Origin of the sequence: Kitasatospora sp. NPDC059599 (genome assembly GCF_042735125.1) — a bacterium.
In the GTDB taxonomy this organism is placed as follows: Bacteria; Actinomycetota; Actinomycetes; order Streptomycetales; family Streptomycetaceae; genus Kitasatospora.
On sequence record NZ_JBHWCL010000128.1, the window covers coordinates 20,969 to 29,093 of the forward strand.

Annotated in this window: 5 protein-coding genes; all 5 read right to left on the minus strand. The window is 71.9% G+C overall.

The genetic code is table 11. The features are described 5' to 3' along the window. Positions 1 to 145: 145 nt before the first annotated feature. The gene (locus ACFV04_RS33090) at positions 146 to 1,180 is read right to left on the minus strand and encodes a PadR family transcriptional regulator (RefSeq protein WP_380534535.1); all 1,035 of its coding nucleotides are present in this window, start codon (positions 1,178 to 1,180) and stop codon (positions 146 to 148) included. A 1-nt stretch (position 1,181) separates the two neighbouring features. Further along, positions 1,182 to 2,084 (minus strand): DUF4097 domain-containing protein, encoded by a 903-nt coding sequence (locus tag ACFV04_RS33095; protein ID WP_380347501.1) that lies wholly within the window; start codon positions 2,082 to 2,084, stop codon positions 1,182 to 1,184. Between the two features lie 214 nt (positions 2,085 to 2,298). Continuing rightward, positions 2,299 to 2,478 (minus strand): DUF6104 family protein, encoded by a 180-nt coding sequence (locus ACFV04_RS33100; protein ID WP_360253909.1) that lies wholly within the window; start codon positions 2,476 to 2,478, stop codon positions 2,299 to 2,301. Between the two features lie 51 nt (positions 2,479 to 2,529). After that, a complete protein-coding gene (locus ACFV04_RS33105; RefSeq protein ID WP_380347502.1) occupies positions 2,530 to 4,500 on the minus strand; it encodes a protein kinase in 1,971 nt (656 codons plus the stop codon). Between the two features lie 257 nt (positions 4,501 to 4,757). Then, positions 4,758 to 8,125, minus strand: a 3,368-nt coding sequence (locus ACFV04_RS33110; RefSeq protein WP_380534538.1) for a multifunctional oxoglutarate decarboxylase/oxoglutarate dehydrogenase thiamine pyrophosphate-binding subunit/dihydrolipoyllysine-residue succinyltransferase subunit, incomplete at its 5' end; no start/stop codon positions are given.

Sequence of the window (8,125 nt, forward strand, 5' to 3'; positions counted from 1 at the left end):
CCCTCGTCCTTCTAAACTACGCCCACCACCCGCCCGGGGTGGGGGGCGCGGCCCCCCCCGCCGCCCCCCCCGGGCCCGGATCCTCCGTACCGCGGCCGCGGCCGGCACGCCTTCGCCGGCCGTGCCGTCACGGGCCGCCCGGCCGTCAGCCGAGCAGCCGCTTCAGCCGCTCGCCCGCGGCGCCCAGCACCGCGCCGGCCTCGGCCAGCCCGTCCGCGCTCACCCCGCCGTCCCGGGCCGCGTCGCGGACCTGGTCGCGGAAACGGTCGAGCAGGCGCTCCAGCTCCCGGGCCGGGTCCCCGGCCGGGTCGGTGCGCGCCCAGGAGGGCAGGTCCGCCGGGGCGGCCGACTCGTCCGCGTCCAGGTCGATCCGGGTCACGGTGATCCGCTCGTCCGCCGGCGCCGACTCGTCCGACGGCTGGCCCCAGCGGGCCGCGTCGGCCAGGCCGGACAGGCCCTTGGTCAGCTCGGCCAGTCCCTCGGCGAGCCCGGTCGGCCAGTCGCCCTTCGCGGCGTGCTCGCGGACCTGCTGCTCGACCCGGCGCTTGATCCGCAACGCCTCCTGCTGCGCGGCGTTGCGCGAGGCCTTGGCCTGCTCGCGCAGCCGACGGGCCTCCTCCTCGGCGGCCTTCGCCTTGGCCTTGGCCGCCTTCTCCTGCTCCCGGGCGCGCTTGGCCTGCTCCTTGGCCTGCCGCTTGAACTGGGTGAACTCCTCCTTGGCGCGCTGCCAGGAGTCGTTGTCACCCCAGGGGCCCGCCCACGGGTCGCCCTCGCCACCGGCGCGGTCCGGCCGGGGGGCCTGCTTGGCGGCCTTCCACAGCTCCTCGCGCAGGTCCTTGGCGCTGTCCCGGACGTCCTCGCGGATCGCCCCGGCGAGCTGCGCCACGGAGTCCCGGATCTCCAGCTCCAGTTCGTCCAACTCGCCCCGCCGGGAGTCGAGTTCGGTGCGACCGGCGTCGGTCAGCCGGTAGACCTTGCGGCCGCCCTCGGTGCTGTGGGTGACCAGGCCCTCCTGCTCCAGCTTGGCCAGCCGCGGGTAGACCGTCCCCGCCGAGGGGGCGTAGAGGCCCTGGAACCGCTCCTCCAGCAGGCGGATCACCTCGTAGCCGTGCCGCGGGGCTTCGTCGAGCAGCTTCAGCAGGTAGAGCCGGAGCCGGCCGTGGCCGAACACGGGGGTCATCTCAGGCCTCCTTGGTGAGGTCGGGCTTGCCGGGCGCGGCCGGGAGTTCCTTGGCCGGGCCCTCGTCCTCGGGCTCGGGGCGGCTCAGCACGGTGACCGCGCCGGAGACGGTGGTGACGTTGAGGCTGCCGCGGCCCTCGCCGAGCTGCCCGGACAGCTTCTTGGCGCCCCAGGTGCTGCTCAGCTTGAGCTGCTCGAAGCTGCTGGAGATGTCGCCGCTGGTGGAGCCGGCCTCGACCTTGGCGTCGGTGCGGGAGGGGATGCGGACGACGACCGGGCCGCTGACGGTGGTGACCTTGACGTCGGCCTCACCGTCGACGTCGAGGTCCAGGGTGACGGCGCCGGTGACGGCGTTGGCCTGGACCCGGTCGGCCGTGCCGGCGACCACGGTGAGCTGCCCGGAGACGCTGTTGACCCGCAGCTGCCCGCCGACCGACTGGGCGTCCACGTCGCCGGTGACGGTGTTGGCGTCGGTGCGGCCGGTCAGGCCGACCAGGGTGGTGTCGCCGTTGGCGCTCTGCACCGAGACGTGCCCGGCGATGCCGGAGACGGTGGCGTCGGCGGAGACGGTGCCGACCTTGACCTCGGCGTCGGCCGGAACGGTCAGCGTGATGCCGGCGACCCGCTTGCGCTTGAGGGAGCCGAAGAAGCTCTTGACCGAGCCGACCGACTTGAGCCAGTCGCCGAACTCGCCCCAGCTGTTGATGTCCTTGTAGGTGACCGTCAGGACGCCGTCCACCACGGTCACGTGCAGCGGGTCGCCCCGGAGCTCGGTGACCTCCAGACGGGCGGGGCCCTCGGCGGCCACCACGTTCACCGTGCCCTCGATGATCCGCACGTGCAGCGCGCGGACCGCCTCGTCGATGGTGATCCTCTCGGGCCCGTCGACCGTCCACTGGCTCATCTCTGCCGCCTCCCGTCGTCGATCGCGATGTATCGCGTTCTCTTTTAAAGACGATATATCGCGTGCCGGGAGAGTCAAGCGTGCCGGACCCCGATACCGACCCCGATCCGCCCCCGAGACCTCCCCTACGGGACACCCCGTGGGAGCGGCCCGCGGGCATGCGAGAGGCCCGGGAGGCGGTTGCCTCCCGGGCCTCTCGGTGGCCGTCAGCGGGTCACTCGTCGTCCTCGTCGTCGAGCCGGGCCAGCCAGGTGGCCAGCCGCTCGACCGGGATCTCGAAGTCCGGGTTGAGGTCGACGAACTCGCGCAGGCGCTCGGCCAGCCACTCGAAGGTGACCTCCTCCTCGCCGCGCCGGTTCGCCAGCTCCTCGATGCCTCGGTCGGTGAAGTACACGGTTCGCTCCGGTCCGGTGGGGGTCGACCCGGTCAGGATAGACCGGGCCGGTCAGCCGTCGTTGCGCCAGTAGCTCAGCGACAGCTTGACCGCGCCGCTGCTCTTGTTGCCCTGCTCGATCACCTTGGCGATCACGACGCCGCCGTTGTTGCGGTTGCGCAGGCAGAACAGCCGGCCCGGGGGCAGGTCGTCGAACTTCAGGCTCTTGGTGGGCTCCCGGTCGATCGCCGCCGAGCAGCTCTGCGGGGTGAGCACGTTGTCCCGGCTGATGTAGGCGTCGGAGTTGCTGTCGAGGTCGAAGCTGCCGGAGCTGGTCGGGTCCAGGGCCCAGGACGGGTAGGTGTTGTCCGGGACGACCTTGCCGCCGGACAGGTCGAAGCTGTAGCTGTAGCTGGTCGCGAAGAGTTCGGTGTCCTGGTAGACGACGGTGTAGACGCTGTTGCGGGGCACGGTGGCACCGGCCGACGGGCTCTTCGAGGAGCCGGTGGCGCCGCTGTTCTTCGTGGTGCCCGGCGTGGGCGACGGCGAGTCGTCGTCCGCCTCGGTCGGGGTGGACCTGGGCGTCGTCGGCGCCGGGTTCACGGCGGTCGGCGAGCCGGCGGAGGTGGACGCCGCGGCGGTGTCCTTCTTCTTGCCGTCGTCCAGCTTCTTCATCAGCGCCACGCCGCCCGCGGTGCCGCCGACGGCCATCACCAGGGCGACGGTGAGCAGCACCTTCCAGGACACCCCGCCCTTGCGCGCGGGCTCCGGCTCCGGCACCGCCGCGACGGGCTGGGCGGTCACCACCGGTCCGGGCGGCGGGGTGTCGAAGGACGGCGGCTCCGGCTGCAGCCGGGCGGTGGGCGGGGCGGGCAGCACCGGGGCGGTCGGCGACTCGGTGGGCGCCTGCGGGGCGCCGTACGCGCCGAGCGGCGGCGGCGCGAAGCCCGGCGGGGGCGTCGCGGGCTGCTGCGGCGGGTGCACCACGGTGGCGGGGTGGGTCGGTGCGGCGGGCGGCGGCGGGGGCGTGGCCGGAGCGGCGGCCGGCATCGCGGGCAGCGGTGTGGGCGGGGTGGCGGGCGCGGCCGGCAACGGTGTGGGCGGCGTCTTGGGCAGGTCGGAGCGGCGGGTGATCTCGGTGTTGACCTGGCGCGGCAGCCAGTCGTCGCCGAACCGCAGCTGGCCGCCGACCTCGGGGTGGTTGCGGGCGACCCGGATGATCTCGGCGGGGCTCGGGCGGTCCTCCGGGCTCTTGGCCAGGCAGCGCTGGACCAGCTCGCGCAGGTCCGCCGGGACGGCCGACAGGTCCGCCTCCTCGTGCACCACCCGGTAGAGCACCGCGGTGTCCGGGCCGTCGCCGAACGGCGCGGTGCCGCCGGCCACGTACGCGGCCAAGGCGCCCAGCGCGAAGACGTCGGTGGCCGGGGTGACCGGGCGTCCCTGGGCCTGCTCGGGGGACATGAAGGCGGGGGAGCCGATCCGGTAGCCGGTGCCGGTGAGGGCGGTGGCGTCGGCGGCCCGGGCGATGCCGAAGTCGATCACCCGCGGGCCGTCCCCGGCGACCAGCACGTTGGCGGGCTTGAGGTCGCGGTGGACCACCTCGACGCTGTGGATCGCCTGCAGGGCCTCGGCGATGCCGCCCATCAGCAGCAGCACGGTGCGCACCGGCAGCGCGCCGTTCTCGCGCACCACCTGCTGCAGGGACGGGCCCGGGACGTAGGCGGTGACCAGCCACGGGGCGTCGGTGTCCAGGCCGCCGGAGTCGATCACCTGCGCGGTGTAGAGCCCGTGGATGCGCTGGGCGTTGCTGACCTCCTGGGCGAAGCGACGGCGGAACTCGCCGTCCTCGGCGAACTCCGGGCGCACCACCTTGAGCGCGACCGGGCGCCCGCCCGGGGTGTACGACAGGTAGACCCGGCCCATGCCGCCGGCGCCGAGCCGGGCGAACAGCCGGTAGCCGCCGACCTCCCTGGGGTCGTCCGGGAGGAGCGGTTGGAAGACCGGCGGGAGCCTGTCGGCGTCCCGGGGCGTGTCGGCGGTCATGCGGTGATCCCCCTGGGTGAGCGGTGAGGTCGTACGGCCGGGGCGGCGGGCGCGGTGACGGGCGTCCGGCGCCGACCGGCGAGGCATAACCTATCGATCCGTCAGGAGTCCGTGCACCGGGGTTCCGGTTTGGTTGCAGAGCTGGGACCTTGACATGGCGTGGCGATGAAACGGTTCTCCCGGAAACGACAAGGCCCCCGTCCTCCCGAGTGGGAGGACGGGGGCCTTGGGCCGTCAGGTGTCCGAGCCGTGGGGCGTCAGAGCGAGAAGACCTCTTCGATCAGCGCCTGCTGCTCGGCGGCGTGCCGCTTGGCCGAGCCGACCGCCGGGGACGAGGCCGTCGTCCGGGCGACGCGGCGCAGGCGGGAACCGCCGGCACTGCGGCCGATGACGACCTGCAGGTGGTCGACCAGGTTCATCGCGATGAACGGCCAGGCACCCTGGTTGTCCGGCTCCTCCTGCGCCCAGACGAACTGGACGTTGTCGCCGTAGCGGGCCAGCTCCTCCTGGAGCTCGGCCACCGGCAGCGGGTAGAGCCGCTCGACCCGGACGATCGCGGTGTCGGTGACGCCGCGCTCGGTGCGGGCCGCCGCCAGGTCGTAGTAGAACTTGCCGGCGGTGATGACCACCTTGCGGACCTGCGCCGGGTCGACGGTGGTGTCGCCGATGACCGGGCGGAACGAGCCGGACAGGAACTCCTCGGTCGCACTCGCCGCGGCCTTCAGACGCAGCATCGACTTCGGGGTGAAGACGACCAGCGGCTTGTGGTGCGGGTTGTGCGCCTGCCAGCGCAGCAGGTGGAAGTAGTTCGACGGCAGGGTCGGCATGGCGACCGTCATGTTGTTCTGCGCGCACAGCTGGAGGAAGCGCTCCGGGCGCGCGGACGAGTGGTCCGGGCCCTGGCCCTCGTAGCCGTGCGGCAGCAGCAGGGTGACGCCGGAGTGCTGGCCCCACTTCTGCTCGGCGGAGGCGATGTACTCGTCCACCACGGTCTGCGCGCCGTTGACGAAGTCGCCGAACTGCGCCTCCCACATGACCAGCGCGTTCGGGCGGGTCAGCGAGTAGCCGTACTCGAAGCCCATGGCCGCGTACTCCGACAGCAGGCTGTCGTAGACGGTGTAGCGGGCCTGGTCCTCGGTGAGGTACTGCAGCGGGGTGTAGTCCTCGCCGGTCTTGCGGTCGATCAGGACGGCGTGCCGCTGGCCGAAGGTGCCGCGGCGGCTGTCCTGGCCGGCCAGGCGGACCGGGTGGCCCTCCATGAGCAGCGAGCCGATGGCGAGGGTCTCGCCCATCGCCCAGTCGATGGTGTTGTCCTCGACCGAGCCGGCGCGTCGCTGCAGCTGCGGCAGCAGGCGCGGGTGGACGGTCAGCCAGTCCGGGTGGTTGACCTGGGAGGCGGCGATCCGCTTGACCATCTCCTGGGAGATGCCGGTCCGGATGGAGACCGGGAAGTCGGCGACCGGCTTGCCGGCGGTGGCGTCGGCCGGCGCCTGGGCCGCGTCGCGGACCTCGGCGAAGACCTTCTCCAGCTGGCCCTGGAAGTCCTGGAGCGCCTGCTCCGCCTCTTCCATGGTGATGTCGCCGCGACCGATCAGGCCCTCGGTGTACAGCTTGCGCACCGAGCGCTTCTTGTCGATCAGGTCGTACATCAGCGGCTGGGTGAACGACGGGTTGTCGGCCTCGTTGTGACCGCGGCGGCGGTAGCAGATGAGGTCGATCACCACGTCCTTGTGGAACTCCTGGCGGAACTCGAAGGCGAGCCGCGCGACGCGGACCACGGCCTCCGGGTCGTCGCCGTTCACGTGGAAGATCGGGGCCTCGATCATGCGGGCCACGTCGGTGCAGTACATCGAGGAGCGCGAGGACGCCGGGGCGGCGGTGAAGCCGACCTGGTTGTTCACCACGACGTGCACGGTGCCGCCGGTGCGGTAGCCGCGCAGCTGCGACATGTTCAGCGTCTCCGCGACGACGCCCTGGCCGGCGAAGGCCGCGTCGCCGTGGATCTGGATCGGCAGCACCGGGAAGGTGGTGCCGCCCTGGTCCAGGATGTCCTGCTTGGCGCGGGCGATGCCCTCGACGACCGGGTCCACCGTCTCCAGGTGGGAGGGGTTCGCGGCGAGCGAGACCTTGATGGTCTCGCCGTCCAGACCGGTGAAGGTGCCGTCGGAGCCCAGGTGGTACTTGACGTCGCCGGAGCCGTGCATCGACTTCGGGTCGAGGTTGCCCTCGAACTCGCCGAAGATCTTGCCGTACGGCTTGCCGACGATGTTGGCCAGCACGTTCAGGCGGCCGCGGTGGGCCATGCCGATGACGGCCTCGTCCAGGCGGTGCTCGGCGGCGGCGTCGATGGTCGCGTCCAGCAGCGCGATCAGCGACTCACCGCCCTCCAGCGAGAAGCGCTTCTGCCCGACGTACTTGGTCTGCAGGAAGGTCTCGAAGGCCTCGGCGGAGTTCAGCCGGCGCAGGATCCGCAGCTGCTCCTCGCGCTCCGGCTTCGCGTACGGCTTCTCCAGGCGCTCCTGCAGCCACTTGCGCTGCTTCGGGTCCTGGATGTGCATGTACTCGATGCCGACGGTGCGGCAGTAGGTGTTGCGCAGCAGACCGAGGATGTCGCGGAGCTTCATCATCTTCTGGCTGCCGAAGCCGCCGACCGCGAACTCGCGCTCCAGGTCCCACAGGGTGAGGCCGTGGGTGGTGACGTCCAGGTCGGGGTGCTTGCGCTGCTTGTACTCCAGCGGGTCGGTGTCGGCCATCAGGTGACCGCGGACCCGGTAGGAGTGGATCAGCTCCATGACGCGCGCGGTCTTGTTGACCTCGTCGTCGTGGGTGGTGGCGACGTCGGTGGCCCAGCGGACCGGCTCGTACGGGATCCGCAGCGACTCGAAGATCTCGTCGTAGAAGCCGTTCTCGCCGAGCAGCAGACGGTGGATCTCGCGCAGGAACTCGCCGGACGCCGCGCCCTGGATGACGCGGTGGTCGTAGGTCGAGGTCAGCGTCATGATCTTGGAGACGCCCAGGCGGGACAGGGTCTCCGGGGCGGAGCCCTGGAACTCGGCCGGGTACTCCATGGCGCCGACGCCGACGATGGTGCCCTGGTTCTGCATCAGGCGCGGCACGGAGTGCACGGTGCCGATGCCGCCGGGGTTGGTCAGCGAGACCGTGACGCCGGTGAAGTCGTCCATGGTCAGCTTGTTGGCGCGGGCCCGGCGGACGATGTCCTCGTAGGCCTGCCAGAAGCCGAAGAAGTCGAGGGTCTCGGCCTTCTTGATGGCCGCGACGACCAGCTGGCGGTCACCGTTGGGCTTGACCAGGTCGATGGCCAGGCCGAGGTTGACGTGCTCGGGCTTGACCAGGAAGGCCTTGCCGTCCTCCACCTTGTAGCTGTGGTTCATGCCCGGGGCGGCCTTGATGGCCTGGACCAGGGCGTAACCGATCAGGTGGGTGAAGGAGACCTTGCCGCCGCGGGCGCGCTGCAGGTGGTTGTTGATGACGATGCGGTTGTCGATCAACAGCTTCGCCGGCACGGCGCGGACCGAGGTCGCGGTCGGCACCTCCAGCGAGGCGTCCATGTTGGTGGCGACGGCCTTCGCCGGGCCGCGCAGCTGGACCAGCTCGGGGCCGGCAG